25 protein-coding genes, 1 pseudogene and 1 riboswitch are annotated in these 24271 nt (G+C 67.7%); of the genes and pseudogenes, 7 read left to right on the top strand and 19 right to left on the bottom strand.

Annotated features, from left to right (window positions below; genetic code table 11):
• Positions 1–198: 198 nt before the first annotated feature.
• Both ACTIFP_RS14360 and ACTIFP_RS14365 read right to left on the bottom strand, forming a co-directional pair.
• Positions 199–720, bottom strand: coding sequence for a group I truncated hemoglobin (locus ACTIFP_RS14360; RefSeq protein ID WP_439569394.1), 522 nt, complete (start codon positions 718–720; stop codon positions 199–201).
• Between the two features lie 11 nt (positions 721–731).
• The gene (locus ACTIFP_RS14365) at positions 732–1418 is read right to left on the bottom strand and encodes a DUF3034 family protein (protein ID WP_439569559.1); all 687 of its coding nucleotides are present in this window, start codon (positions 1416–1418) and stop codon (positions 732–734) included.
• 44 nt (positions 1419–1462) lie between these two features.
• Here ACTIFP_RS14365 and ACTIFP_RS14370 point away from each other — a divergent pair, with 44 nt between their 5' ends.
• Together ACTIFP_RS14370 and ACTIFP_RS14375 are read left to right on the top strand one after the other, a co-directional pair.
• On the top strand, positions 1463–1699 hold the full coding sequence (locus tag ACTIFP_RS14370; protein ID WP_439569395.1) for a hypothetical protein: 237 nt from the start codon (positions 1463–1465) through the stop codon (positions 1697–1699).
• Positions 1696–4011 (top strand): annotated as a pseudogene (locus ACTIFP_RS14375) (putative bifunctional diguanylate cyclase/phosphodiesterase). The gene ACTIFP_RS14370 and the pseudogene ACTIFP_RS14375 overlap by 4 nt, the downstream one beginning before the upstream one ends.
• A gap of 58 nt (positions 4012–4069) precedes the next feature.
• On the opposite strand, the gene ACTIFP_RS14380 reads toward ACTIFP_RS14375, so the two are convergent.
• From ACTIFP_RS14380 to ACTIFP_RS14450, 15 genes are all read right to left on the bottom strand, one after another.
• Positions 4070–4345: an HU family DNA-binding protein gene (locus ACTIFP_RS14380; protein WP_137752732.1), complete on the bottom strand. Its 276-nt coding sequence runs from the start codon at positions 4343–4345 to the stop codon at positions 4070–4072.
• Between the two features lie 114 nt (positions 4346–4459).
• Positions 4460–4990: a bifunctional adenosylcobinamide kinase/adenosylcobinamide-phosphate guanylyltransferase gene (cobU, locus tag ACTIFP_RS14385; RefSeq protein WP_439569396.1), complete on the bottom strand. Its 531-nt coding sequence runs from the start codon at positions 4988–4990 to the stop codon at positions 4460–4462.
• The gene (locus ACTIFP_RS14390) at positions 4987–6444 is read right to left on the bottom strand and encodes a cobyric acid synthase (RefSeq protein ID WP_439569397.1); all 1458 of its coding nucleotides are present in this window, start codon (positions 6442–6444) and stop codon (positions 4987–4989) included. The genes cobU and ACTIFP_RS14390 overlap by 4 nt, the downstream gene beginning before the upstream one ends.
• Positions 6432–7370, bottom strand: coding sequence for an adenosylcobinamide-phosphate synthase CbiB (gene cbiB / locus ACTIFP_RS14395; RefSeq protein ID WP_439569398.1), 939 nt, complete (start codon positions 7368–7370; stop codon positions 6432–6434). Before cbiB ends, ACTIFP_RS14390 begins: the two co-directional genes overlap by 13 nt.
• Positions 7363–8331: an aminotransferase class I/II-fold pyridoxal phosphate-dependent enzyme gene (locus ACTIFP_RS14400; protein WP_439569399.1), complete on the bottom strand. Its 969-nt coding sequence runs from the start codon at positions 8329–8331 to the stop codon at positions 7363–7365. The genes cbiB and ACTIFP_RS14400 overlap by 8 nt, the downstream gene beginning before the upstream one ends.
• On the bottom strand, positions 8328–9047 hold the full coding sequence (locus ACTIFP_RS14405; protein WP_439569400.1) for an adenosylcobinamide-GDP ribazoletransferase: 720 nt from the start codon (positions 9045–9047) through the stop codon (positions 8328–8330). The genes ACTIFP_RS14400 and ACTIFP_RS14405 overlap by 4 nt, the downstream gene beginning before the upstream one ends.
• Positions 9044–9613, bottom strand: coding sequence for a histidine phosphatase family protein (locus ACTIFP_RS14410; RefSeq protein WP_439569401.1), 570 nt, complete (start codon positions 9611–9613; stop codon positions 9044–9046). The genes ACTIFP_RS14405 and ACTIFP_RS14410 overlap by 4 nt, the downstream gene beginning before the upstream one ends.
• Positions 9610–10626, bottom strand: coding sequence for a nicotinate-nucleotide--dimethylbenzimidazole phosphoribosyltransferase (gene cobT / locus ACTIFP_RS14415; RefSeq protein WP_439569402.1), 1017 nt, complete (start codon positions 10624–10626; stop codon positions 9610–9612). The genes ACTIFP_RS14410 and cobT overlap by 4 nt, the downstream gene beginning before the upstream one ends.
• The gene (locus ACTIFP_RS14420) at positions 10623–11030 is read right to left on the bottom strand and encodes a DUF1636 domain-containing protein (protein ID WP_439569403.1); all 408 of its coding nucleotides are present in this window, start codon (positions 11028–11030) and stop codon (positions 10623–10625) included. Before ACTIFP_RS14420 ends, cobT begins: the two co-directional genes overlap by 4 nt.
• Entirely contained in the window at positions 11030–11578 is a 549-nt protein-coding gene (locus ACTIFP_RS14425) for a hypothetical protein (RefSeq protein ID WP_439569404.1), read from the bottom strand. Before ACTIFP_RS14425 ends, ACTIFP_RS14420 begins: the two co-directional genes overlap by 1 nt.
• A 1-nt stretch (position 11579) precedes the next feature.
• On the bottom strand, positions 11580–13529 hold the full coding sequence (locus ACTIFP_RS14430; RefSeq protein ID WP_439569405.1) for a TonB-dependent receptor plug domain-containing protein: 1950 nt from the start codon (positions 13527–13529) through the stop codon (positions 11580–11582).
• Positions 13530–13672: 143 nt separating this feature from the next.
• A riboswitch (cobalamin riboswitch) is annotated at positions 13673–13858 on the bottom strand.
• 58 nt (positions 13859–13916) lie between these two features.
• Entirely contained in the window at positions 13917–15386 is a 1470-nt protein-coding gene (locus tag ACTIFP_RS14435) for a S41 family peptidase (RefSeq protein WP_439569406.1), read from the bottom strand.
• 382 nt (positions 15387–15768) lie between these two features.
• Entirely contained in the window at positions 15769–16509 is a 741-nt protein-coding gene (locus ACTIFP_RS14440) for an RlmE family RNA methyltransferase (protein WP_439569407.1), read from the bottom strand.
• Positions 16506–17609 carry a Ppx/GppA phosphatase family protein gene (locus ACTIFP_RS14445; protein ID WP_439569408.1) on the bottom strand — a complete coding sequence of 368 codons (1104 nt, stop codon included), beginning with the start codon at positions 17607–17609 and terminating at the stop codon, positions 16506–16508. The genes ACTIFP_RS14440 and ACTIFP_RS14445 overlap by 4 nt, the downstream gene beginning before the upstream one ends.
• A 189-nt stretch (positions 17610–17798) precedes the next feature.
• A complete protein-coding gene (locus tag ACTIFP_RS14450; RefSeq protein WP_439569409.1) occupies positions 17799–18203 on the bottom strand; it encodes a glycine zipper 2TM domain-containing protein in 405 nt (134 codons plus the stop codon).
• Between the two features lie 176 nt (positions 18204–18379).
• On the opposite strand from ACTIFP_RS14450, the gene ACTIFP_RS14455 reads away from it, so the two are divergent.
• On the top strand, positions 18380–19381 hold the full coding sequence (locus ACTIFP_RS14455) for an esterase-like activity of phytase family protein (protein WP_439569410.1): 1002 nt from the start codon (positions 18380–18382) through the stop codon (positions 19379–19381).
• A 37-nt stretch (positions 19382–19418) separates the two neighbouring features.
• Here the strand turns inward: ACTIFP_RS14455 and rpmB are convergent, their stop codons facing one another.
• Complete coding sequence (gene rpmB, locus ACTIFP_RS14460) at positions 19419–19712, bottom strand: 50S ribosomal protein L28 (RefSeq protein WP_039579060.1); 294 nt, start codon at positions 19710–19712, stop codon at positions 19419–19421.
• Between the two features lie 143 nt (positions 19713–19855).
• On the opposite strand from rpmB, the gene tadA reads away from it, so the two are divergent.
• The gene (gene tadA / locus ACTIFP_RS14465) at positions 19856–20311 is read left to right on the top strand and encodes a tRNA adenosine(34) deaminase TadA (protein WP_439569411.1); all 456 of its coding nucleotides are present in this window, start codon (positions 19856–19858) and stop codon (positions 20309–20311) included.
• 45 nt (positions 20312–20356) lie between these two features.
• Here the strand turns inward: tadA and ACTIFP_RS14470 are convergent, their stop codons facing one another.
• On the bottom strand, positions 20357–21061 hold the full coding sequence (locus tag ACTIFP_RS14470) for an NAD-dependent deacylase (protein ID WP_439569412.1): 705 nt from the start codon (positions 21059–21061) through the stop codon (positions 20357–20359).
• 171 nt (positions 21062–21232) lie between these two features.
• On the opposite strand from ACTIFP_RS14470, the gene dapB reads away from it, so the two are divergent.
• The 3 genes from dapB (at position 21233) to ACTIFP_RS14485 (ending at position 24226) form a co-directional block, all read left to right on the top strand.
• Positions 21233–21967, top strand: a complete 735-nt coding sequence (gene dapB / locus ACTIFP_RS14475) for a 4-hydroxy-tetrahydrodipicolinate reductase (RefSeq protein ID WP_439569413.1) — start codon at positions 21233–21235, stop codon at positions 21965–21967.
• Positions 21964–22623, top strand: a complete 660-nt coding sequence (gene nth / locus ACTIFP_RS14480; protein ID WP_439569414.1) for an endonuclease III — start codon at positions 21964–21966, stop codon at positions 22621–22623. Before dapB ends, nth begins: the two co-directional genes overlap by 4 nt.
• Before the next feature lie 229 nt (positions 22624–22852).
• Positions 22853–24226: a M20/M25/M40 family metallo-hydrolase gene (locus ACTIFP_RS14485; RefSeq protein WP_439569415.1), complete on the top strand. Its 1374-nt coding sequence runs from the start codon at positions 22853–22855 to the stop codon at positions 24224–24226.
• Positions 24227–24271 lie beyond the last annotated feature (45 nt).

The raw sequence follows: 24271 nt of genomic DNA on the forward strand, positions 1-24271 counted from the left end.
GACTTCGATCTGCGAGGCCAACGGACCCGCCGTGTCGATCACCACCAGATCGTCGAGTCCGGCCTCGCGCAGGCCATCCGAAATGATGGCAGCGCGCGTCGTGCTGGTGTCGATGATCGCGATCCTCATGACCGCGCCTTAAGGCGCCGCGCCCCAATTCGCCAGTATCATTGGGGCGAGGGCCGGTTTCGCGCGACTTTACCGCGTGATCACGTCGCGCGACATCGGCGCCAGCTTGGCGAGGAAGCGGTTCTGCGCCGCAAAGCCGATCTTTTCCTCGCGCATCGCGGCCTGCAGATTTTCGACCAGCGCGTTCATGTCGCGCATCCGCACCCCCAGATCCTTGTGCGAGGCGGCCATGTCGCGGCCGCTGTAATCGCAGCCCGCGTTCAATATGTAGCAAAATTGCTCGAACAGCGTCCGTTTCAGCCGCACCATGTCGTGCGCCTTGAAAATCTCTGCGATGCGCGGATCGGCTTCGGACAGTTCGACGGTGCGGTGGGCGATCCGCCGGATGCCGTCCTGGCCGCCGAACGCGCTCGCCATCGCGGCGCCTGCAAAGGGAGCGGCACCGGCGTTGTGGTTGGTCTGGACATAGGGATCGACGGGCAGTTCGCCGGTCGCCGGATCGCGGACCTTTTCCTCGACGCCGAATTCCTTGTCCCAATCGACCGGCGGTTCGGCGGCGGGTTGCATCAGCAGGGCGGCGAGCAGCAACATCGAGCGATCCCTTAAAAGGCGATTTGCGCGGAGAGGAAACCGCCGCGTTGGTTGTCAAAGGTCGCGATCGACCCGAGGTCAACATAGGCGGCGGTGACGGTTAGATGGTCGGTCAGCGCATAGGCGGCGAACAAATCCCACCAGTCATCCTCGCGTGCGATCGCCAGATTATCGGGCTTGGTGCGATATTCGGCGCCGATCACCGCGCGGCGCGACAATTGATACGCGACCGATCCCTCGAACTGGAGCCGGTGATTATCGTCAGCGGCGGTGCCAAAGCCGAGCAGCCCGGCCTGGTTCGCTTTGGTCAGCCGCGCGGTCGCGTTGATCAGGACGCTATGGCTCAGCAGCAGCTTGGTCGCGCTCAGCGTGATGTCGGTGCCGTCGCCATGCGCGGCGCCGACGGCGCGCGCCACCGGGGCGTCGCGGTTGCGCTTATGCTCCACGCCGACGCTGATCTGCGGCAGCAGCGCCTCGCCATAGACGGCGTCGCCGGCAACGCGGACCTTGGCGGCGAAAATATCCTGGTTGAGTGTGTAGCCGCGGCCGAGCCCGAGCGCGGTGCCGACATCGCGGGTGTCGAAATTCTGCCGGGCATAGCTCAGTTCAACGCGGTTCGCGATGCCCACCGCCAGCCCATGACTCTGCCAGCCATAGTCGGGCAGTTCGATCAGCGTCGCATGCCCCGACAGCCCAATGCCGCGATCAGACGCGCTCGCACAGCTTCCCGGTCGCCGGCACGGTGGCGCTCGGGTGCAACATCCACGACCAGATGCGCGGCTATCTCCGCGTCGTCGACACGCCCTTTGCCGCCAAGACCGACCAGAATGGCATCGTCCGCCTGTCGGGCATGGCGGCGGGGGGGCATCAGCTGACCGTCTGGCATCCGCGCGCCCGCGCCCCGGGGGGCGAGCTCAAGCGCTCGATCGCGGTCGGCGCGGGTTCGGCCAGCCACAAGATCGCGCTGACGCTGCGATGATCGGGCTTCCGGCCCTTCCGCAGCGCCTGCGCTTTCGCTCGCTCAAGCTGCGGATCGCGGTCGCCTATGCCGCGCTATCGACGGCGATCCTCGCCGCGATCCTGCTGCTCGCGGGCAATGGCATCGCGCGCTTCGGCGAAGACAGCGCCTCGCGCGATCTCGCCGCCAATGCGCGCGTATTCGACGAGATCATCGATCTGCGTGCGCAGCAGATGCGCGGGTCGGCCGACATCTTGTCGCGCGATTTCGGGTTCCGCGAAGCGGTCGCGACCGGCGACCAGCCGACGATCGAAAGCGCACTGGTCAGCCTGCGCGAACGCTCGCGCAGCGATGCCGCCTTCGTCGTCGGACTCGACGGTACCATGACCGGCTCGGCCACCGCAGCGCTGCCCGCGTCCGATGACCTGTGGGACGCGCTCGACGCCGGGCAGGGCCATGGCATCGTCCGCATCGGCGACAAGCTGGCGCTCGCCGCGGCTTCGCCGATCGAGGTTCCCGACACGATCGGCTGGCTCGTCCTCGCCCAGCCGCTCGACGCCGCCGAAATGCGGCGGCTCGCCAAACTGGCCGCGGTCGACATCGACGCGCGCGTGGTGCGTGCGTCGCAGCTTCCCGCCGCGCTCGCCGCCGCACCCTCGGGGCGCGTCGTCGAAAGCGGGACCAGCGAACGCATCCTCCATCATGTGACGGCGCTGCCGACCCTCCAGGCGGGTATCCGCCCGCGGCTGGTACTCGACCATTCGCTCAGCAAGGCGCTCGGCGAATATTCGGGGCTGCAATGGCTGCTCGTCGCGCTCGCTGCGGCGGGGCTGACGCTGGTCATCGTTTTGAGCTGGCGCATCGCGCGCACGATCACCCGCCCGCTCAGCGCGCTCGACAAGGCGACGCGCCTGCTAGGCGAAGGCAAGGACGCCGCGGTCGAAGTGACATCGGACGACGAAATCGGCCGCCTTGGCGCCAGTTTCAACACGATGGTCGCCGCGATCGCCGAACGCGAACGCCAGATCACCCATGTCGCGCTCCACGACGGGCTCACCAACCTGCCCAACCGCAAATTGTTCGTCGAACAGCTCGACCATGCGCTGGCGCGGCGGCGCGACGATGCGCGGCTGATGGTCGTCTATGTCGACCTCGACGATTTCAAGGTCGTCAACGACACCCTCGGCCACCCCGCCGGCGACGCGCTGCTGCGCAATGTCGCCGCGCACCTGCAGGGCGTGCTGGGCGACGCGATCGTCGCGCGGCTGGGCGGCGACGAATTCGCGATCCTGTTCAGCGACCTCCCCGCGACCGAAAATCTCGCCGCGCTCGCCGACAAATTGCAGGGCTGTTTCGAGCGCGCGATCCTGATCGACGGGCAACAGGCCGACGCGTCGGCCAGCATGGGGATCGCGGTCGCACCCGACGACGGCATCGACGGCATCACCTTGATGAAAAACGCTGACCTCGCGCTCTACCGCGCCAAACGCGATGGCAAGGCGACGCATCATTTCTTCGAACAATCGCTCGACGAACAGGCGCGCCATCGCCGCCAGATGGAACTCGACCTCAGGCTGGCGATCCGCGACGGCGGGTTCGAGCTGTATTTCCAACCGCTCTACAGCATGCACGAAGAACGGTTGATGGCGTTCGAGGCGCTGATCCGCTGGCCGCATCCCGATCAGGGCATGATCAGCCCGATCGACTTCATCCCGCTGGCCGAGGAAACCGGGCTGATCGTCCAGATCGGCGAATGGGTCGTCCGCGAAGCGTGCCGCCAGGCGGCGACATAGGACGGCGATCTGTCGGTCGCGGTCAATATTTCGCCCAAGCAATTCCTCGCCCCGGGGCTCGCCAACATCGTCCTGTCGGCGCTGGCGTCATCGGGGCTGCCACCGCACCGGCTTGAACTCGAAATCACCGAAAGCATCTTCATCGCCAATGTCGAAAAGACACTCGAAACCCTGCACAGCCTGCGCGCGCTCGGCGTCCGCATCGCGCTCGACGATTTCGGCACCGGCTATTCCTCGCTCAGCTATCTGCGCTCCTTCCCCTTCGACAAGCTCAAGATCGACCAGAGCTTTGTCCGTGACCTGACGCTGGGGGGCAACGCCAATGCGGTGATCCGCGCGATCACGACGCTGGCCGATGCGCTGGGCATGGAAACGCTGGCGGAAGGGGTCGAGGATGAGGCGCAGGCCGAAATCCTCCGGCAGGAAGGCTGCCATCAGATCCAGGGCTATCTGCTCAGCCGCCCGATCGATGCCGATGCGGTGCATGTCTTCATTGCGGATATGGTCGCCGAACCCGATCGGCAGCGGCTGAGCGCCTAGCATCAGCCGATAGCACAAGGACTCCGCCGATCGATCGGCGGAGTCCTGCGCCAGTCGATTAACCGTTCAGGCGGTCCTTGACGGCCTTGGCCGGACCAAAGGTCAGCTTCTTGGCGGCCTTGATCTGGATCGTCGCGCCAGTCGAAGGATTGCGGCCTTCGCGAGCGGGGGTGGCCTTGACCTTGAACTTGCCAAAGCCGTTGACCGAAACTTCGTCGCCCTTGGCGGCGGCATCACCGATCGCGGCGAAGACGGCATCGACGGCCTTGCGGCCGTCGGCTTTGCTGAGGTCCAGCGACGCGGCGACGGCGTCCGACAGTTCGGCGTGATTCATAAATTCTCTCCTGGTTTCGGCCGGGCGATTCCCGGCCAATGCGCTGCCATAGCCGCATGATACGGCGTTCGCCAAGTGCTGGTTTTTGGGGCGGTCGCCGCGCCAAAAACCGCTTTATCGCAGGATCGCGGGCGGCTTGAGCGTCAACGGCAGCCCGGCGGTGAGCAGCACGACCTCGGCCGCGGCCGCCGCGACCGCCTGATTGAGCCGCCCGGCGGCGTCCCCGAAGCGCCGCGCCAGCGCATTGGCGGGGACGATCCCCAGCCCGACCTCGTTGGATACCAAGATGACGTGACCCGCGAACCGATTGATTGCGCTGCATAATTCACCTTCGGCCCGTTGCAAATCGGCGTCGGTGAGCAGCAGGTTCGACAGCCATAGCGTCAGGCAATCGACCAGCACCACCGCGTCCGGCGCGCTTAGGCCATCCAGCGCCGCGGGCAAGTCGCGCGGCGCTTCGACGGTGCGCCAGCGCGCGTCGCGGTCGGCGCGATGCCGTGCGATGCGATCGCGCATTTCATCGTCGAACGCTTCGGCGGTTGCGACAAAATGATGGCGACCCGCGAGCGTTTCGGCGCGTGCCTGCGCGTAACGGCTCTTGCCCGACCGTGCGCCGCCCAGCACGAACAGGCGCGTGCCGGTCATGTCCGCACCCCCGCGAGCGCCAGCAAGCCATCCAGATCGGCGTGGCGCGCCAGTTCGACAGCAATGTCGTCGAGCGCCGCCTCGACGTCGGCGGCATAGTCGCGCGCGCCGCCCGCCACCCCGATGCGCGCCAGCAGCGCGCGGCGCAGGTCGGTCGAAGCGAACAGGCCGTGGAGATACGATCCGATCACGCGGCCATCGCTGCTGATCGCGCCGTCGCTGGCGCCATCGGTCAGCATCGCGAAGGCTTGCGCCGTGCCGGGGCCGCGCGTTTCACCCATGTGCATCTCATAGCCTGCCACCTCCGCGCCCAGCGCCGATCCGGTGACGCGGCGCAGCGTCTTGGCGAGCGATAGCGTCGTTTCGACGTCGAGCAGCCCCAGCCCGTCGACCGCCGCCGCCGCCCCCTCGATCCCCAGCGGATCGGCGATCCGCCGCCCAAGCATCTGGTAACCGCCGCACAGGCCGATGATCATCCCGCCGCGCCGGTGATGCGCCCGGATGTCGATGTCCCAGCCCTCGGCGCGCAGCGCGCCCAGATCGGCGATCGTCGCTTTCGACCCCGGCAGGACGATGATCGCCGCCTCGGCGGGGATCGGCCGCCCCGGCGGCACCATCACCACCTCGACCCCGGGTTCGAGCTTGAGCGGGTCGAGGTCGTCGAAATTGGAGATGCGCGGCAGGATCGGGCAGGCGATCATCCGGCGCCCCTCGCGCGGGTCGGCGGGACGCTCGAGGATCACCGCATCCTCGCTCGGCAGCCGCGCCGCGGCGCTCAGCCACGGAATGACCCCGAAGCCCGGCCAGCCGCTGCGCCGTTCGATTTCGCGATAGCCATCGTCGAACAGCGCCGGATCGCCGCGGAACTTGTTGATCAGGAACCCGCGGATCATCGCCGCATCCTCGGGTTCGATCACCGCGCGGGTGCCGACGATCGCCGCGATCACCCCGCCGCGGTCGATGTCCCCAACCAGCACGACCGGGACATTCGCGGCGCGGGCAAAGCCCATATTGGCGATGTCGCCGGTGCGCAGGTTGATCTCGGCGGGCGACCCCGCGCCCTCGACGACGACGATGTCGCATTGGGCCCGCAGCCGGTCATAGCTTTGCATGACTTCGGTCAGTAACGCGCCGCGCGCCGCGCGAAAATTGCCGCTGCCCAGTGTCCCGCGCACTTTGCCGTGGACGATCAATTGCGACGTGCGGTCGGCCTGCGGCTTCAGCAGCACGGGGTTCATGTCGCTGTGCGGCGGCGTGCGGCACGCGATCGCCTGCAACGCCTGCGCGCGCCCGATCTCGCCGCCGTCGATCGTCACTGCGGCATTGTTCGACATATTCTGCGGTTTGAACGGGCGGACGACCAGCCCGCGGTTGGCAAAGGCCCGGCACAGCCCGGCGACCAGCACCGACTTGCCGACGTCGGACCCGGTGCCCTGCACCATCAGCGCAGCCATATTGCGCCTCCCGCGATCAACCACAGCAACAGGCAGGCGCGCAGATAGAGGGTGAGCGCGCGGTCGATGTCGTCGCCGTTCGCGTCGCAGCGGCCGTCGCCGATCCAGGGTTTGTCGTGCATCACCGCGTCATAGGCGACCGGTCCCGCCAGGCGAAGCCCCAGTGCGCCCGCCATCGCCGCCTCGGGCCAGCCGGCGTTGGGCGAGGCGTGGTTTCGCGCATCGCGCCGCAGGATGCGCCAGCCACCGCGACCGGCGAGGCAGATCAGGGCGCTCGACAGGCGCGCGGGAATCCAGTTGGCCAGGTCGTCGCTGCGCGCCGCGGCCCAGCCGAAGGCGCGCCAGCGCGTCTCGCGGTGGCCGATCAGGCTATCGGCGGTGTTCACCGCCTTATACGCCCACACGCCGGGCAGGCCGAGGAGGAGTAGCCAGAACAACGGCGCCGCGACCCCGTCGCAGAGGCTTTCCGCCAGGCTTTCGATCGCGGCGCGGGCGACGCCGGGCTGATCGAGCGCCCCAGTGTCGCGGCCGACGATTGCGCCGACCGCGCCGCGCGCCGCGGGCAGGTCGCCGCGGTCCAACTGGTCGCCGACCGCGCGGACATGGTCGAACAGGCTGCGCTGCGCCAGCGCGGGCCAGGCGAGGATTGCGACGCCGATCCAGCCCCAGCTGCCCAGCGTCGCGAGTAGCCAATATTGAATCGCCCAGGCGGGACCGATGACGACGATCAACAGGAGGATCAGAGTCAGGATTCCCAGTGCTCGGCGCATCGCAAAGCTGCGCCTTGGCTGGTTCAACCCTGCTTCGCAGCGGTCGATGATCCGCGCGAACACGCCAACCGGATGGCCGATACGGCGATAGAGCGGCCGCGGCCAGCCGAGCGCCGCGTCGAGCGCCAGCGCGGTGAGCGCGATCGGCTCAGCCATCGGCCAGCGCCGCGTCGAGCCGCGCCAGCGCCGCGGCATCGGCGGGCAGGCCGATGCGCAGCCAGCGCGGCTGCTCGGCAAAGGGGCGGGTCAGGATCGCGTGCCGCGCCAGCCGCTCGAACAGCGCGTGCGCGTCATCGATCGCGATCAGGCGGAACAGCGGGCAGGCGCCGGTCGGTCGATGCCCGCGGCGGATCAGCATCGCGTCGAGCGCGGCGGCGTCGTGCGGCAGGCGGCCGCGCGTGGTGGCGATCCAGTCGCGGTCGGCATAGGCCGCGGTGCCGATCGCGATCGCCGCCGCCGCCAGCGGCCAGGCGCCCAGCCGGTCGCGCAGTGCCGCGATCAGCGCTTGCGGCGCCATGACAAAGCCCAGCCGCACCCCGGCAAGGCCGAAGAATTTGCCGAACGAGCGGAAGACGGCCAGCCGCCGATCGTCGCCCACCAACGCCGCGACGCTGTGGGCCGAGTTGGCGTCAGCGAACGCCTCGTCGACCAGCACCCAGCCGTCGCGGTCGGTCAGCAGGTCGCGCATCGCCGCGGTGTCGATGATATGGCCGTCGGGATTGTTCGGGTTGGCCAAGATCAGATTGTTGGTCGAATTGAGCGCCGTGAACAGATCGGCCGCCGTGCTGCCCGCGATCATCGCGCCGTGCGTGCGGTAACCGGGGGCAACATGCTGCGCCGAACCGCCGATCAGCGCGCCGACCAGCCGCAAGCCGATTTCGCTACCCGGCACCGCGCAGACGTGGCGCGGATCGACCTCGAAATGGGACGCGGCAATCGCCTCCAGCGCGGCCAACGCCTCGGGCTCGGGCAGCCGTTGCCAGTCGAACGCCATATCGTTTGCACCCGGCCAAGGGTGCGGGTTGATCCCGGTCGACAGGTCGATCCAGTCGCCACCGCCAAAATGGCGCTGCGCCGCCGTCAGCCCGCCGCCATGCCAGGTCCATGGCGTGCTCATCCGGCATGCGCCAGCAACAGCGCCGCGGCGAGGAGCAGGCTTTCGCCAAGCTCGATCCCCGCGCCATGCCCGTCGCCCGAAATGCCGCCGATGCGTCGTAACAGCCACCAACCCCAGAGCAGAAAGATCAGCGGCGCGGTCAGCAGCGACGGCGATACCCACGCCGCCGCGATCAGCAGCGCGCCCCAGATGGCGAAATCGACCGGCCGCACAGCGCCGCGAAACCGCGACCCCAGCCCTGCGTGCAGATCGGGCAGCGCACGCGACCAGACCAGCGGGCCGATCCGCGCCGCAAAGGGGACCAGCGCGATGGCGACGAGCGCCTCGCCGTCGATCAGCGCGCGGAGCAGCACCAGCTTGGCGATCAGCTGCAGTGCGATGGCGACCACCGCAAAGCTGCCAGCGTGGGGGTCGGCAAGCACCGCCAGCAACCGGTCGCGGTCCTTGTGCGCCGCCCCGCTCGCATCGGCGATGTCGCCCAGCCCATCGAGGTGCAATGCCCCGGTCACCGCGACCCAGATGACGAGCGCGGCGAGCGCGCCCGTCCACGGATCGATCGCGGACCCAGCCCAGCCCGCGCCCGCGACGAGCGCCCCGACGATCAGCCCTACCGCCGGGAACCAGCGCATCGACGCCGCAAATTCCTCGCTCGACACCGCGATCCGCGGCGTCGGCAGCCGGGTGAGGAACTGGATCGCGATCAGCAGCCCCTTCACGGGCAAAGCCCGACGATCTGCGCGCTGGTCGGCTCGCCCGGCCAGACGGTCAGCGACAACCGCGCCGCATAGGACAGGTCGAACGCCCAAAGCTGGCGCTGGTCGAACCCGCAGAGGATATGCAGCGCCGCGCGCATCGTGCCGCCATGCGTCACGACCAATGTCGGTACCGGTGCCAGATCCCCGATCGCAGCAGCGACGCGCGCGACCAGCGCTGACCAGCGTTCGCCGCCGGGCGGCGGGTTGGCATCGGGGTCATCCCAGAAGCGACCGAGCGCGTCCGCATCGACATCGCTGCTCGCCCGCCCGTCCCAGTCGCCGAAATCAAGCTCGCGCCAGCGCCGGTCGATGACGAGCGGCAAACCCCGCGCCTTGGCGATCGCTTGGCCCGCCGCGCGGCTGCGGCACAGGTCAGAGGCGACAATATGCTCGATGTCCAGCCCCGTCGCCTGCGTCGCGCACGCCGCGATCCCCGCCGGCGTTGGCGCGCCATCGGTGCGGCCCATCAGCAGCCCCGTGGTTTCGGGCGCGCCGTGGCGCAGCAGATGGAGCGCAAAGCCGCTCACAGCGACGCCGACACCTGCGCCTCGGCAAAGGTCGCCATCTCGTTATGCGCGGCGAGCGCGCTGCGGATGATGTTCGCCGCCACCGCCGCGCCGCTCCCTTCGCCCAGCCGCATGCCCAGTGCCAGCAGCGGGTCGAGTCCGAGCATGTCGAGCAAGTGCCGATGCCCCGGCTCGGCCGAGCAATGGCCCGCAACGCAATGTGCCGCGATCGCCGGATTGTCGGCGGCGAGCGGGGCGAGCGCGGCGCTGCCGATAAAGCCGTCGAGCAGCACCGGTACCCCCAACTGCCGCGCGCGGAGCACCGCGCCCGCCATTGCCGCGATCTCGCGCCCGCCGACGCGGCGCAGCGTCTCGAACGCCGTCACCGGCGCGTCGGCGTGAAAGGCGACGGCGCGCGCGACGACATCGGCCTTGCGCGCGACGCCATGGCCATCGACCCCGGTGCCGGGGCCGACCCACGCCGCCGCGTCGCCGCCGAAACTGCGCGCGCATAGCGCCGCCGCCGCGGTCGAATTGCCGATCCCCATCTCGCCGAGCAGGATCAGGTCGAGATCGGTGTCGACCACCGCAGCGCCCTGATTGAGTGCGTCGAGGCATTCGGCCTCGCTCATCGCTGCCGCGACGGTGAAATCGGCGGTCGGCCGGTCGAGGTCGAGCGCGACCACCGTCAGTTCGAGTCCCGCCGCCGCGGCCAGCGCGTTGATCGCGGCGCCGCCGCCCGCGAAATTCGCGACCATCTGCGCCGTCACGCTCGCCGGAAAGGCGCTGACGCCATGCACGGTGACGCCATGATTGCCCGCAAAGATCGCGGCGCGGGCGCGGTCGATCCGCGGCCGTGCGCGGCGCTGCCAGCCGGCAAAAAACACCGCCAGTTCTTCCAGCCGCCCCAGCGATCCTGCGGGCTTGGTCAGCTCGGCCTGCCGCGTTTGGGCGTCGGCCGTGGCATGCGGATCGGGATCGCCAAGCTCGGCGAGCGCGGCGGCAAAGGCCTCGGGAGACGTAAAACAGGTCATTCGGCGACATATCCTGGCGGCGGGGTGCGGGTGATGAAATGGCCTTTGACGCCCTCGGGCCACAGCGAAAAGGGGACGCGGCCAAATTCGCTCGCGGCGTAATGGACCGCATAGTCGAGGATAGCGCGCGCCGCGGCATCGCCTGCGACGAACCGGCCCAACACATAGGCGATCTTGCTCGGCGCGCGCAGATGGACGGTGCAGAAATCCTCGCACGCGAACAGGCACGCCATCTCCTGCACCGCAATCCCGGCATAGCGCGGGTCGGCCGCCTTCGCGCCCCTCAGCGCCGCGACCAGCGCCGCGCCGCCGCGCACGCCGTCGGCGTCGACCTGCGCCACGGCGCTGTGGCGGCAGCTGTTGCACACCACGACCGCGGGGCCGGGGTCGACGCGCGTCAGCATCAGGCCGCGCTTTGGGCGGGTTGCGGTGGCGCCGGAACCCCCGCCGCGACAAGGACGCGATAGAGCGCATAGAGCCCGATCAGGATCGCGCCGTTGCGGATAAACTGCTCGGCGAGCAGGTCGGGCGCTGTCGCGGTGTGCAGCCCGCCGAGCACCAGCGCCCAGCTGACGATGATTCCCTTATACGCGGTAAAACCCGCCGCATACGCCAGCGCGAGCCGCGCCGCGACCGATCGGTAATTCAGCGCCCGCACCGCGGCATAGCCAGCCAGCGCCGACCCGACCGCCGCGGTGCCGAGCGCGAAGCCCCACGCCAGTGTGCTACCGTCGCGCGGATAGCCGAGCAGGAAAAAGCCGACGAACTGGCTCGCGAGCCACGCCAGCAGCATCAGCGCCACGCCCTCGCGGCGGCGCATATGCACCGCCGCGAGCGCCGCGAGCGCGGGAAAGGGCGTCGCGCAGGCGAGCGCCAGCGTCGTCGCGGTACTCGCCGCGGTCAGCAGCGCCACCCACAGCGCCGATGCGCCGCGCTTTGACATCGCGCCCATGTCAGAACCTCCCCCGGATGCCGGCATAGACGCTGCGCCCCAGCGACCCGTATCGGAACGCGGTCATATATTGCTCGTCAAAGATATTCTCCGCGCGCGCGAACAGCTTGACGCCATCCGACAGCGCGAACTCGGCGCGCAAATCGACCAGCGTATAGCCGCCCAGCCGCGTCGCATTGCTCGCATTGTCGAAACTCTTGCCCGACCAGCGCAGCGCCGCGCCCGTCGTCAGACCGAACGGAAATTCATAGCTGATCGACGCATTGGCGGTGTGGCGCGGGCGCCGCGGCAGCCATTTGCCGAAATTGGCGGTGCCGGGCGAACGATCCTCGGCGACGATCCAGCTATAATTGCCATCGAGCACCAGCCCGCCCAGCGTCAGTGCCGCGGCGGCTTCAACGCCATGCGCTTCGGCGCGCGCGACGTTCAGATAATAGCCGAAACGCCGCGCCGCCGGATTGCCGGGGGCGAAGCAGAGCGGATCGGTGGCGGTCGCCGAACAGCTGTTGAAGATGATCTGGTTCGTTGTGGTGCGGTCGAACCAGGTCGCACCGACGACCAGCTGGCGATCGAGCAGATGTTGCTCGATCCCCGCTTCCCAGCCCTTCGCCGCTTCGGGATCGAGCCCGACATTGCCGAATTCGCTGAACAGCTGGAACAGACTCGGTGCCTTGAACCCTTCGCCATAGCTCGCGCGCAGCACGGTGCCGGTGGGCAGCCGCCAGACGCCGCCCGCCGCGAACAAGGTCTGGCCGCCATAGCGGTCATGGTCGTCGTACCGCACGCCGCCGTTGAGCGTCAGCCCATCGACCGGTTCGACGCTGATCTGGCCGTAAGCGCTGGTGAGTTCGGCCTCGCCGCGCGCGAAGGCGGGCAGCGGGGTCGCCAGCGATGCGGCGGGCGATCGGCTGCGGAAATCGGATCGTTCATTCTCGGCCCCGAAGATCGCCGAAACGCGCTCGCTCACCGCGAAACTGCCCTGATATTCCCAGCGCCTGTTGCGCCCATCGGCCTCGAAACTCTGCGGCCGCGCGCGCGTCGGGTTGAAATTGTCGCGGTTGGTGTCGGTATGACCATAAGCGATGCGGTTCTGAAACCGGCCGCCAGCGAGATCGAAATTCACCCCCGCATAGCCGACGAATTCCCTGTTCAGCCCATAATCGGCGCTGTCGGCGTTGAAGCCGTCAAACTGCACCCGTCCGCTGGCATAAGTGCCGCGGACTTCCACGCTGACATTGTCGGTCAGCGCCAGCTCGGCGCGGCCCGACAGATTGTGATTGCGATACCCGTCGCGCTCGACCCCGCCGAACGCCTTGGCGTGCGACGAAATCCCGTCGGTGGTGAAACGCTGGCCGCCGATCCGCCAGCTCAGCGGCCCGGTCTTGCCGCCGATCGCGGCGCGCGCGCTGACCGTCTGGCGCGATCCCGCCTCGATGTCGAAGCTGGCTTCGAGCGCCTTTTCGGGCGACGCGGTGACGATATTGACGACCCCGCCGATCGCTTGGCTGCCCCACAGGATCGACTGCGGCCCGCGCAGCACCTCGATCCGCGCGATGTCGCCGACCAGCAGATTGGTGAAGTTGAACCCGCCGCCGGTCGACGACGGATCGTTCAGCTTCACCCCGTCGATGATGACGACGCTATGGTCGGATTCGGCGCCGCGGATGCGCAGCGACGTGGCGGTGCCGTAACCGCCGTTGCGCGATATGCTGATGCCGGGGGTGCGCAGCAGCAATTCGGTGACGCCAATGTCCTGCGCGCGGTCGATCGCCGCTTTGTCGAGCACCGCGATCGAGGCGGGGATCTCGTCGAGCGTCAGCGGCGCGCGCGTCGCGGTGACGATAATGGTCTCGCCCTCGGCGGCGGCGGCGTGCGCCGCCTCCTCGGCGAGCGCGGGGGATGACGCCGCCAGCACGGCGAGCGAAACGGAGTGACGGAAAACGCGATTCATCTGGGTAACCTCATCGACAACACCGCACGCACACGGGATCGATGTCTGGGCCACCGGGCGCACGACAACGTCCCCGCGCGAACGCGGTCAACTTTGTCGTCATGCGGGTTCACCCCCGTCCGCCCGGTGCACCCTGCCCGCGCGAAAGACGACGGCGACGGGCAGGTCTCCTGGCTTGCGGGTCAGCGCCGGGTCGGCCGCCTTCTCGGAACTGAAAGTCCCAATGGCAATTGGCCGATGGCTCGCCGCGTACAGTTGCAGGGGCAGCCGGGGTTTTCCCGTTCCCTCTTAGTCCCCGTCGCCGGGGAACCTGTCGCTTGGCGCGCGTTACATCGCTTTTGCTGCGGCGGTCAATCGCTGCATTGCACCATCGTCAGCCGGCGGGCGTCAGAACAGCCCCGGCAACTCGCGCTGCGCCGCGCTCGGGCGGTCAGGGATCAGCATTTCGGGTTCGGCCTGCACGCGGGCACCGCTGCCCAGCGCCGCCGGGCCGACGCTCGCCTCGGCGATCCGCGTCGTACAGCTGCCATTGGCCAGAAAATCGATCGCCGCGCGCACCGACGCCTCGCGCGCATCGCCCAGCGGCAGGTTCAAATCGTCCGCGGCGGCGCAGCTGTTGGAAATCTGGGGCGCCAGGCCGTTGTAATAATTGCCCGCCCCCGCCGAATTGGCGGTAGCAAAGGCGACGACGCGCATCCGGTCGTCGCATTCGGCCTTGTCGAGCGCGATCTGGCCGACCGGCTTGCCGAACGTATTGCTGCCGACCAGCGTCATGTTGGTGCCAAGGTACGGCAGCATCGAATTGATCACCAGCTCGCTCGCCGAAGCGGTCGATCCGGTGCCGATAAAGGCGACGCGCGTCGGCGCGATCGATTCGGCGGTCGGGGCAAAGCGATGCTCGTCATTCTGGGCCGCTTTCGACGCGCGAAAGACGGTCTGTGAGAAGATCGATCCGCTGCGCCCTTCGCCCATCAGATCGCCCATCAGTTCGGCGGTCGAAACGAGCCCGCCGCCATTGTAGCGGAAATCGATGATGACGTCGGTCACCCCCTGGTTGCGGAAATTCAGGAAGGCGGTGCGCAGCTGCGGGTTCGCCGACGAAATGAAGGTGCGCAGGTTCAGATAGCCGTAATTGCGTCCGCCCTCGCTGATGATCTTGGCACCGTAACGATCCGAGATCGGATCGAGCGAATAATCGGCCTTGCTGACGGTCACGTCGCGGGTGCCCGCGGCGTCCTGAATGCGCAAGATGCGGGTGACGCCGGGGTCGCTGGGCCCCAGCGCATTGGTGATGCCCTGCGTGCCTTCGGCGGCGACGATCGCGGCGATCGTGCGCATGTTGCTGGCGGTGGTACCGATCGCCAGGATACGCGTGCTGCGGTCGATGCCGGCGGCGATCGCGGGCGCACCTTCATAAGCTTCGGCGATGACGACCACATTTGCCGTCGGGTCATAGGTCAGGCGGATGCCGAACCCCGCGCTCGATCCGCTGGCGAAAAAGGCGTTCTCCTCGGCAATCGAGGTGATGTAGGTGAAAAAACGATCCTTGCCGAGCGCGCGCGCCGGGGCGACCAGCGCGTCGATATAGGATTGGACGCTGGTGAAACTCGCCGGATTGACCCCGTTCGCGACGTCATTGGGGAACAGATACCATTCGTCGATCACCGCCTTGGCAAAATTTTGGCGCGCGGCGAGGCCGCAGCCCGCAGTCGGGGCGGGCGTCGGCGAGGGGGTCGGGGTGACCGTGACCGGCCCGCCGCCGCCACCGGTGCTCGAACTGCCGCCGCCGCCACACGACGCCAGCACAAAGGCCGAAATGGTCAGCAGGGCGATGGATTTTTGCGACCGAAACTTCATCGATTGTCCTTGCGAAACGAGCGTGACACGCCGCCGTGCCGATACAGATACGGCGATCATCGCCTTATGTATGCGCGATTAAATTGCCCGGCAATGAACTTGGGTCAATGCTAGGGTCAGGCCCCATTAATTGCACGTTCGAGGTTTGAGGCGATTTTGCTCAGGGCGAGGAGGGAAGGCGCCGGGATATGTCGATATCTCAAGACTTTCCGACGACGCCATGGGCAAGATCGGTCAAATCCCGCAGGGACGTCGAAATGGCTTCGATCTCGCGTCCACGCGGCCTTGCGGGTAGCGATGCTACCCGCTGCACCCGCGCGAACCCGATATCTTCGCCATTTCGACGCCTCGAACGTGCAATTAATGGGGCCTCACCCTAGGCTCAGTCGTCCTGTTCGCCGCCGTTTTCGGCCGGTTTCCGATCGCTGTGGCCCTTGAAACCCTGCGCGATCACATACAGCTCGGGCGATCCCTTGCGGCTCGCCGGCGGCTTGGCGTGCTTGACCGTCGTGAAATGTTTTTTCAGCAAGGTCAGCAGGGTGTGGTCGGCGCCGCCGGCAAATACCTTGGCGACGAAGGCGCCGCCGGGCAGCAGCGTCTGCACCGCGAAATCGGCGGCGGTTTCGGCCAGCCCGATCGTGCGCAGATGGTCGGTCTGCTGATGGCCGACGGTGTTCGCCGCCATGTCCGAAATCACCAGGTCGGGGGCGCTGCCCAGCGCCGCGATCAGCGCATCGGGCGCCGCATCGTCCATAAAATCCATCTCGAGGATCGCGACGCCCTCGATCGGTTCGCATGCCAAGAGGTCGATCCCCGCAACGCGCGCGCGCGGATTATTTTTGCGCACGACTTGCGACCAGCCGCCCGGAGTGATGCCCAGATCGACGACCGCGCGCGCCTTTTTGATAAAGCCGAATTTGTCGTCGAGCTCGATCAGCTTGTACGCGGCGCGCGATCGATAGCCTTCGGCCTGCGCACGGCGGACATAAGGGTCGTTCAATTGCCGTTGCAGCCAGCGCGTCGATGACGTGCTGCGCTTGCGCGCGGTCTTCACCCGGACGTGCAGCCCGCCGCGGCCGCCGGATCCCTTGGCGCCGCCGCTCTTGCCGCTGCCACCACTCATTTGCGATACTCGCGCCGGGTCACGGGGACGTCGCGCCCCTGCATCGCCAATGTCCGCAAAATCCCCTCGCGGATGCCGCGGTCGGCGACCCCGACCCGCGCCGCGGGCCACAGGTCGATGATGCTTTCCAATATCGCGCAACCCGCGACGACCAGGTCGGCGCGCTCGCGCCCGATGCACGCAATCTCGGAGCGGTCGGCGATGCTGGCATCGGCGAGGCGGCGGCTGATGCCGCGCATCGCGTCGGCCGGCACGACCAGCCCGTCGACCGCGCGGCGGTCGTATCGCGGCAGGTTCAGGAACACACTGGCCAGCGTCGTCACCGTGCCGCTGGTGCCGAGCAGGCGCAGCTCCTGCCCCGCATATTGCTCGGCGCGCCCGGCAAAGGCGGCAAAGGCGGTGCGCGTCACTTCGCGCATATGGGCATAGGCGGCCTGGCGCCCCGCCAGGCTGTCGTCGGGCAGCGGCGCATGTTCGGTCAGCGACACGACGCCCCACGGCACGCTGATCCAGTCGTGGATCTTGACGTCATCGTCCGACACATCGACGTGCATCAGCTCGGTCGATCCGCCGCCGATGTCGAAAATCAGCGCGGGGCCGTCGCCGGGCTCCATCAGATTGTGGCACCCGAGCACCGCCAGCCGCGCCTCTTCGGCGGCCGAAATAATGTCGAGCGCGATGCCGGTCTCGCGCCGCACCCGGTCGGCCAGTTCGGCGCCGTTCGATGCGCGGCGACACGCTTCGGTGGCGACCGCGCGCGACAGTGACACATGGCGGCGGCGCAGCTTGTCGGCGCAGATCGCCAGCGCCGCGACGGTGCGGTCCATCGCCGCATCGCTGATCCGGCCGCTACCGTGCAGGCCCTCGCCCAGCCGGACGATGCGTGAAAAAGCGTCGATGACGACCAGCTCGCCGTCCTGCGGGCGCGCGATCAGCAGGCGGCAATTGTTGGTACCCAGGTCGATGGCGGCATAGCTGCGCGGCCGAACGAAATGCGCCGCGCGGGGGGCGGATTCCGCCTGGTTTCGCCCTTTCGCCGCCGGCCCCGTTCTTGAACCCGGCCGCGGCGGTCGCCCTGATGGCGCTGCCATTTGCCGCATGGCTAGTATTACCTGTCTCTCTCACCCATCCGCAAAACACGGACGTGCACTTGATCAGGAACCTAGGCTTTGGCGGGCTTTAAGGCAACCCCGTCGCCCCGGACGCACCGGCGGCGCAAAGAAACCCCGCCCGGCTGGGCCGGACGGGGTAAAGGCGGGACTGCAAATTATTGGAGGTCGGGACTGCCCTTAACGGCAGCCGTCATTCCCCTTGTCGATCGCGCGGCCGGCGATCGCGCCGACTGCGCCGCCGATGATCGTGCCGACCGTGCGGTCGCCGCGACCGGCGATTTCATGACCGGCGAGGCCGCCGGCGATCGCGCCGATGATCGTGCCGCCGGTGCCATTGTCGCACTGGCGATAATTGCGACGGTCGTAACGCTGGTTATAGCGGCGATCCTGGCGGTAATCGCGGCGGTCGGCGCGGCGATCGTAACGGCGGTCATAGCGACGGTCGTCACGGTCATAGCCGCTGTAATAGCTCGAATAGCCGTCGCGGTCGTAATAGCCGTTCTGCGCCGCAGCGGGAGCCGCCATGCCCAGCGTCGCAGTGGACATCAGGGCGGCGATCGAGAGGGTCACCATCTTTTTCATCGTCGTTCTCCTTCTTTCGTCGTTGGGCCCCGGGGGGCTGCCCTTGTGGGCGGGATCGATGAAGGGGTTATGCGTGATTCGTATTGAGCCGACCCTGAACGCGCTTGTTGGCTGGCGTTCAGCTTTCTGCGGCGAACTGCTTTCCTTTCGCGCGCTGCGGTCCTAACCCCGCGCTGATGCGCCGCCTGCTCCCCGCCGCTCTGATCTTCCTCGCCATCGGGCCGGTGCCGGGGACGGTGCAGCGTTTTCCCGTCGACAATCTGACCCAGCGCGCCGCCGCGCGCCCGCTTGTCGTCGCGGCGGAAACCAGCGGCACGATGCGCTATGTCCGCGGCTGGCACCTCACCAGCCCGCACAGCCGCTTCGGCGGCTTCTCGGGCCTCGCGCGGCTGGCGCCCGATCGCTTCGTGCTGATCGGCGACAATGGTTATCGGACGCGGCTGGCGATCGACGGGACCGGCAGCGTTTCGGATGTCGACATCGGCGCGTTGCCGACCCCCGACGGCCGCCCCGTGACCAAGGCAATGGCTGACGCCGAAGCCTTGTTTATCGATCCGGTCAGCGGCAAGGGCTGGATCGCGCTCGAAGGGATAAACCAGATCTGGCGGCTCGATGCCGATCTTGGCACGATCGAATCGCGCCGCAAGCTGCCCGCTCCGCGCTGGCCCGCGAATCGCGGGGCCGAGGCGATGGCGCGGCTTGCCGACGGGCGGACGGTGGTTTTTTCCGAAGATGCCGACGACGATCCGCGCGGGCGCGCGGCGCTGCTTTATTCGGGTGATCCGGCGTCGCCTGGACCGGGGCCGACTCGCTTCTTTTACGATTCGCGGGGCAAGGGGCTGGTCAGCGACGCTGCGGCGCTCCCCGACGGTCGCCTCCTGCTCGTCCACCGGCGGCTCGGCTTCGACCCGGTGTTCACGACAATCATTGCTATCCTCGATCCGGCCGACATTGCCAAAGATGCTGTGGTGCGGTCGCGGACAATCGGCCGCGTTCACCGCCCGCTCGCCGAAAATTACGAAGGTGCGGCGGTGAGCGTCGAACAGGGACGGACCTATCTATGGCTCATCGCCGACGATAATTTCAACACATGGCAGCGCAGCCTGCTGCTGCAGTTCGAGCTGACCGGCCCGCCGCCGCCCAAAAACACCCCGGACAGCAAAAAGGCGGCCCGGTAAGCCGGCCGCCTGATTGCGGTTAGCGATTTGAAAGCGCTTAAGCGGCCTTTTCGGCCAGCTTCTTGGCGACTTCCTTCTTCACCTTGCGCGCCGAAGCCGACAGCTGGTCGTCGCCGGCCTTCAGCAGCCAGTTGTCGAGGCCGCCATTATGCTCGACGGTGCGCAGGCCGTGGGTCGACACGCGCATCTTGACGCCCTTGCCCAGCGCGTCCGACAGCAACGTCACATTCTGCAGGTTGGGCAGGAAGGTGCGCTTGGTCTTGTTGTTGGCGTGGCTCACATTGTGGCCAACCTGGCGGCCCTTGCCGGTCAGTTCGCAGATGCGCGACATGATGGTCTTCCTCGTTCAAAAAATTTCGGGTCGGCGTCCGGGTGCGTCCCGAACAATCGGGGGATGCAGGACCGGAGTGAGCCGGGAAAGGCGCGCGCTTATCGGCTTGCCGCAGATTCGTCAAGGGACTAGCGGGAAAAGCGATGCCGCAATTTCCGCTCCCCGCACCGATGCGCACCGCGCTGAACCTCGCGAAATCCGCCGCCGACGCGGGCGAGGTGCCCGTCGGCGCGGTCGTCGTCAAGGACGGCGTGATCATCGGCGAGGGCCACAATGCGCCGCGCGAATCGCATGATCCGACCGCGCACGCCGAAATCGTCGCGATTCGCGCCGCCGCGGCAACACTCGGCAACGAACGCCTCGACGGATGCGATTTGTACGTCACCCTCGAACCCTGCGCGATGTGTGCGGGCGCAATCGCCCACGCCCGCATCGCGCGGCTCTATTATGGCGCCGACGATCCCAAAGGCGGCGCCGTCGTCCACGGCCCGCGCGTCTTTACGCAACCGACGGTGCATCATCGGCCCGAGGTGTATGACGGGATCGGGGCAGGCGAGGCGGCGGCGCTGCTCAGGGACTTTTTCGCAGCGCGGCGCTAGACCGAAAGAACTGCCGCGCCCCTGCGCAGGCAGGGGCGCGGGGGCTCAGGAACGCAACACCTCGTCCACCCACGCCGGCACCAGCGTCCCCGCCGGACCATGCCGCGCCTCGCCGAACCAGTGGCTGCCCTGGCTCGGCTCCATATTGAGCTCCAATGTCCGCGCCCCCGACTGCCGCGCCTCGCGGACAAACCCCGCCGCCGGATAGACCGCGCCCGACGTCCCGATCGACACGAACAGGTCGGCGCGGTTCAGCGCGGCATAAATCTCGTCCATCCGGTACGGCATTTCGCCGAACCACACGATGTCGGGGCGCAGGGTTCCCGCCGCGCCGCATGCCGGACAGGCGGGACGATCGAGCAAGGGCGCGGTCCATGGCGTGCGCGCGTCGCACGCGGTGCACCGGGCGTTCAGATGTTCGCCGTGCATGTGGATCAGCCGCCGGGTTCCCGCGCGCTCGTGCAGATCGTCGACATTCTGGGTGACGATCAGCAGCTCGCCCGGCCATGCCGTGTCGAGCCGCGCCAGCGCGGCGTGCGCGGCGTTCGGCTCTTTGGTCTGGATCGCCTCGCGCCGCATGTCATAGAATCGCAGCACCAGATCGGGGTCGCGCGCAAAGGCTTCGGGGGTTGCGACATCCTCGACGCGGTGCTGTTCCCACAACCCGCCGCCGTCGCGAAACGTGTCGATGCCGCTTTCGGCCGACACCCCGGCGCCGGTCAGGATGACGATGTTGTTCAATCCACTCATTCGGCCTCTCTATCCGGCTGTATCGACGCCATCACCCCTTTTTCGTCACCCCGGCGCATGCCGGGGTCTCGCCGGTGAGATCCCGGCCTCCGCCGGGATGACGGGAATAAGCGCATCTCGACTTCGCGCGCTGCAAAAGGCTAAGGGGAGGCGATAGTCAGGGGACGGCATATGACCAGCATCGGCATTATCGGCAGCGCGGGGCGGATGGGCCTCGCGCTCGCCGCGGCGATTTCCGAAGCGGGGCAGCGGCGCTGCGGCATCGACAAGGGCGGCGACGTCGCCCGGCTCGCGGTCGAGGCGGACGTGCTCGTCGATTTCTCGTCGCCCGCCGCGCTCGAAACGACACTCGACGCTTGCGTGGCGGCAAAGAAGCCGATCGTCATCGGCACCACCGGGCTTGAGGAACGCCATCATTATCTGATCGACGATGCCGCCGCCGACATCGCGGTGCTCCAGACCGGCAACACCTCGCTCGGCGTCACCCTGCTCGCGCATCTGGTGCGCGAGGCGGCGGCGCGGCTCGATCCCGAATATGATATCGAAATCGTCGAAATGCACCACCGGATGAAGGTCGACGCGCCCAGCGGCACCGCGCTGCTGCTGGGCCAGGCGGCCGCCGACGGCCGCGGCATCAACCTCGCCACCTGCTCCGAACGCGGCCGCGACGGCGTCACCGGGGCGCGCGGGCATGGCAAGATCGGCTTTGCATCCTTGCGCGGCGGCACCGTCGCGGGCGACCATGACGTGATCTTCGCCGGGCCCGAGGAGATGATCACTTTGTCGCACCGCGCCGAAAACCGCATGATTTTTGCGCGCGGCGCCGTGCGCGCGGCGCTGTGGCTGACCGGGCAACAGCCCGGGCGCTACACGATGCCGCAGGTGCTGGGGCTGCCCGAACGGTGAAAAAGGCCGATATTTTCGAATTCTACCGCCGCCTCGCCGAGCTCAACCCCAGCCCCGAGACCGAACTCGCTTTCGGCAACACCTACCAGCTGCTCGTCGCGGTCGTGCTGTCGGCGCAAGCGACCGATGTCGGGGTGAACAAGGCGACACGGCGCTTGTTTCAGGCGGTGACGACGCCGCAGGCGATGCTCGACCTCGGCGTGGAGGGGCTGAAAGACCATATCAAAACGATCGGGCTCTTCAACGGCAAGGCGAAGAATGTCATCGCGCTCTCCGAAATCCTCGTGCGCGATTTTGGCGGCGACGTCCCCGCCGACCGCGACACGCTCGTCGAACTGCCGGGGGTGGGGCGCAAGACCGCCAATGTCGTGATGAACTGCGCCTTTGGTGCCGAAACCTTCGCCGTCGACACCCATATCTTCCGCGTCGGTAACCGCACCGGGCTGGCGCCGGGCAAGACGGTACTCGCGGTCGAAAAGGCGCTGGAAAAGGGCACCCCCGCCCCGTTCCGCGTCGGCGCCCACCACTGGCTGATCCTCCACGGCCGCTACATCTGCAAGGCGCGCACCCCTGAATGCTGGCGCTGCCCGGTCGCCGACCTGTGCCGGTTCAAGCCGAAGACGCCACCGCCGAAAGGATGGCAGGAGGGCATTTGAGAATCCCTCCCCCTGGATGGGGGAGGTAGCGAGACTTGCCAGCTTGCTGGCTTAGTCGCAGCGGAGGGGGTGCGCTCTCGGCTTGAAGCGACAGTGCAAGGGCGCACCATCACCCCCATCCAACTTCGCCTAATCGCTGCGCGATAAGGCTTCATATCCTTCCCCCATCAAGGGGGAAGGCCGTTGGTCGCTCTTGCACAATGCAACCCACGCGCCATAACCCGTTGTCATGCGCAACTTCACCGCCCCACTCGCCCTCGCCGCCGCCATGCTCGCCGCCGCGCCTGTCCACGCCAAGCCCGCCGACGCCGGTGCCGCAAAGCAGATATTGAAAGACAGCATCGCGATCCCGACGGTCGAGGGGCGCGGCAAGGTGCCCGAACTCGCGGCCTATTACGCCGGGGTGCTGAAGGCCGCGGGCTATGCCGACAGCGATATCGAAATCACCCCGATGGGCGAAACCGCGACCTTCGCCGCGACGCTGCACGGCACGACGAAGCAAAAGCCGATCGTGCTGCTCGGCCATATGGATGTGGTCGAGGCCGATGCGAAGGACTGGACGCGCGACCCCTTCGTGCCGGTCGAGGAAAATGGCTATATCTTCGGCCGCGGGTCGGAGGACAACAAGTTCGACGTGTCGATGATGGTCGCCGCGATGGCGCAGCTCAAGAAAGAGGGCTTCAAGCCCAAACGCTCGATCATCCTGCTGTTTTCGGGCGACGAGGAAACCCAGATGCTGACGACGCGCGCGCTCGCGGCGAAATATAAGGGCGCCGAATTTGCGCTCAACGGCGACGGCGGCGGCGGGACGATCGGCGAGGATGGCAAGCCGCAATATTATGGGCTGCAGGCGGGCGAAAAAACCTATGCCGACTTCACGCTGGAGGTCACCAACCCCGGCGGCCACAGCTCGCGCCCGTCTCCGGTCAACGCGATCGTCCAGCTCGCTGCCGCGCTCGAAAAAATCGGCGCCTATAAATTCGCGGCGCAGCAGAACGAGCTGACCAAGATCGGCATGCCGATCGTCGCCGACCAGGTCGGCGGCAATATGGGCGCCGCGCTGAAAGCCTTTGCCGCCAACCCGGAGGATGCGGACGCGATCACCAAGATTCGCGCCGACCCCGAATATGTCGGCCAGATCGGCACCACCTGCGTGCCGACCCTGGTCAAGGGCGGCCATGCCGAAAATGCGCTGCCCCAGCGGGCGACCGCCAACATCAACTGCCGCATCTTTCCCGGCGTCCCGGTCGAGGCGGTGCGCGCCGAACTCGAACGCCTGATCGCCGATCCCGCGGTCAAGGTGAACACCGATCCCGACGCCAGCGCCAGCGACGCCTCGCCGCTCCGCCCCGACGTCATGGCGGCCGTGAAGAAGGCGGTTCACGCCCGCGCGCCCGGCCTGCCGATCATCCCGTCGATGAGCGCCGGCGCCACCGACAGCTATCATTTCCGCATGCAGGGCGTGCCGAGCTACGGCGTCGCCGGGCTGTTCTCGAAAGCGAGCGACAGCTTCGCGCACGGCCTCAACGAACGCGTGCCCGTCGACGCGATCGCGCCCGCGCTGGCGCATTGGGACAGCCTTCTCAGGGATTTGTCGAAGTAACGCGTGGGCGGGCGATCGAATCGGCCCGTGGCCCGCCCTGAAATC

Source organism: Sphingopyxis sp. (genome assembly GCF_051861155.1).
Lineage (GTDB): Bacteria > Pseudomonadota > Alphaproteobacteria > Sphingomonadales > Sphingomonadaceae > Sphingopyxis.

Coding starts and splice junctions, on each gene's coding strand:
- ACTIFP_RS14455 (WP_439569410.1), top strand. CDS start 18,380: ATGCGCCGCCTGCTCCCCGCCGCTCTGATCTTCCTCGCCATCGGGCCG.
- ACTIFP_RS14430 (WP_439569405.1), bottom strand. CDS start 13,529: ATGAATCGCGTTTTCCGTCACTCCGTTTCGCTCGCCGTGCTGGCGGCG.
- rpmB (WP_039579060.1), bottom strand. CDS start 19,712: ATGTCGCGCATCTGCGAACTGACCGGCAAGGGCCGCCAGGTTGGCCAC.
- ACTIFP_RS14390 (WP_439569397.1), bottom strand. CDS start 6,444: ATGGCTGCGCTGATGGTGCAGGGCACCGGGTCCGACGTCGGCAAGTCG.
- ACTIFP_RS14440 (WP_439569407.1), bottom strand. CDS start 16,509: ATGAGTGGTGGCAGCGGCAAGAGCGGCGGCGCCAAGGGATCCGGCGGC.
- cobT (WP_439569402.1), bottom strand. CDS start 10,626: ATGACCTGTTTTACGTCTCCCGAGGCCTTTGCCGCCGCGCTCGCCGAG.
- dapB (WP_439569413.1), top strand. CDS start 21,233: ATGACCAGCATCGGCATTATCGGCAGCGCGGGGCGGATGGGCCTCGCG.
- cobU (WP_439569396.1), bottom strand. CDS start 4,990: ATGACCGGCACGCGCCTGTTCGTGCTGGGCGGCGCACGGTCGGGCAAG.
- ACTIFP_RS14425 (WP_439569404.1), bottom strand. CDS start 11,578: ATGGGCGCGATGTCAAAGCGCGGCGCATCGGCGCTGTGGGTGGCGCTG.
- ACTIFP_RS14360 (WP_439569394.1), bottom strand. CDS start 720: ATGTTGCTGCTCGCCGCCCTGCTGATGCAACCCGCCGCCGAACCGCCG.
- tadA (WP_439569411.1), top strand. CDS start 19,856: ATGCCGCAATTTCCGCTCCCCGCACCGATGCGCACCGCGCTGAACCTC.
- ACTIFP_RS14420 (WP_439569403.1), bottom strand. CDS start 11,030: ATGCTGACGCGCGTCGACCCCGGCCCCGCGGTCGTGGTGTGCAACAGC.
- cbiB (WP_439569398.1), bottom strand. CDS start 7,370: ATGGCTGAGCCGATCGCGCTCACCGCGCTGGCGCTCGACGCGGCGCTC.
- ACTIFP_RS14445 (WP_439569408.1), bottom strand. CDS start 17,609: ATGCGGCAAATGGCAGCGCCATCAGGGCGACCGCCGCGGCCGGGTTCA.
- ACTIFP_RS14380 (WP_137752732.1), bottom strand. CDS start 4,345: ATGAATCACGCCGAACTGTCGGACGCCGTCGCCGCGTCGCTGGACCTC.
- ACTIFP_RS14450 (WP_439569409.1), bottom strand. CDS start 18,203: ATGAAAAAGATGGTGACCCTCTCGATCGCCGCCCTGATGTCCACTGCG.
- ACTIFP_RS14435 (WP_439569406.1), bottom strand. CDS start 15,386: ATGAAGTTTCGGTCGCAAAAATCCATCGCCCTGCTGACCATTTCGGCC.
- ACTIFP_RS14400 (WP_439569399.1), bottom strand. CDS start 8,331: ATGAGCACGCCATGGACCTGGCATGGCGGCGGGCTGACGGCGGCGCAG.
- ACTIFP_RS14470 (WP_439569412.1), bottom strand. CDS start 21,061: ATGAGTGGATTGAACAACATCGTCATCCTGACCGGCGCCGGGGTGTCG.
- ACTIFP_RS14485 (WP_439569415.1), top strand. CDS start 22,853: ATGCGCAACTTCACCGCCCCACTCGCCCTCGCCGCCGCCATGCTCGCC.